Source organism: Limnohabitans planktonicus II-D5, assembly GCF_001270065.2.
Classification (GTDB): domain Bacteria; phylum Pseudomonadota; class Gammaproteobacteria; order Burkholderiales; family Burkholderiaceae_C; genus Limnohabitans_A; species Limnohabitans_A planktonicus.
In genome coordinates this window covers 1-527 of the sequence record NZ_LFYT02000148.1, presented here as the reverse complement: position 1 = coordinate 527, position 527 = coordinate 1, and the positions used below count along the sequence as shown (strand labels likewise).

The following is a 527-nucleotide window of genomic DNA, read 5'->3' as shown; positions in this document are numbered from 1 at the left end:
TATGACAGCACGACAGCAGCTGCATTGGCAACGGGTGCGATCACAGCCACGGGCGTGACAGTGGGCGGCGTGGCAGAAACTGCAACGGTGAACAAAGCCAGCGGCACCTACAACAGCAAGAACGTGAACGCTGCAACAACGGTCACCGCGACCTTGGTGGCAACTGACTTTGCGGCTGGCACAGCAGATTTGAGCAACTACAACTTGCCCACTACAGTTTCAACAGTAGTCGGTGGTGGCACGATCAGCAAAGCCAACTTGGCTGTGGCCATGAGCAACCAGAACAAGACCTATGACGGCACGACAGCAGCTGCATTGGCAACGGGTGCGATCACAGCCACGGGCGTGACAGTGGGCGGCGTGGCAGAAACTGCAACGGTGAACAAAGCCAGCGGCACCTACAACAGCAAGAACGTGAACGCTGCAACAACAGTCACCGCGACCTTGGTGGCAACTGACTTTGCGGCTGGCACAGCAGATTTGAGCAACTACAACTTGCCCACTACAGTTTCAACAGTAGTAGGAGT

1 protein-coding gene is annotated in these 527 nt (G+C 56.2%); it reads left to right on the top strand.

The genetic code is table 11. From position 1 onward, the window contains the following. On the top strand, window positions 1–527 hold a 527-nt coding region (locus tag H663_RS41990; protein ID WP_205872791.1), incomplete at both ends, for a YDG domain-containing protein.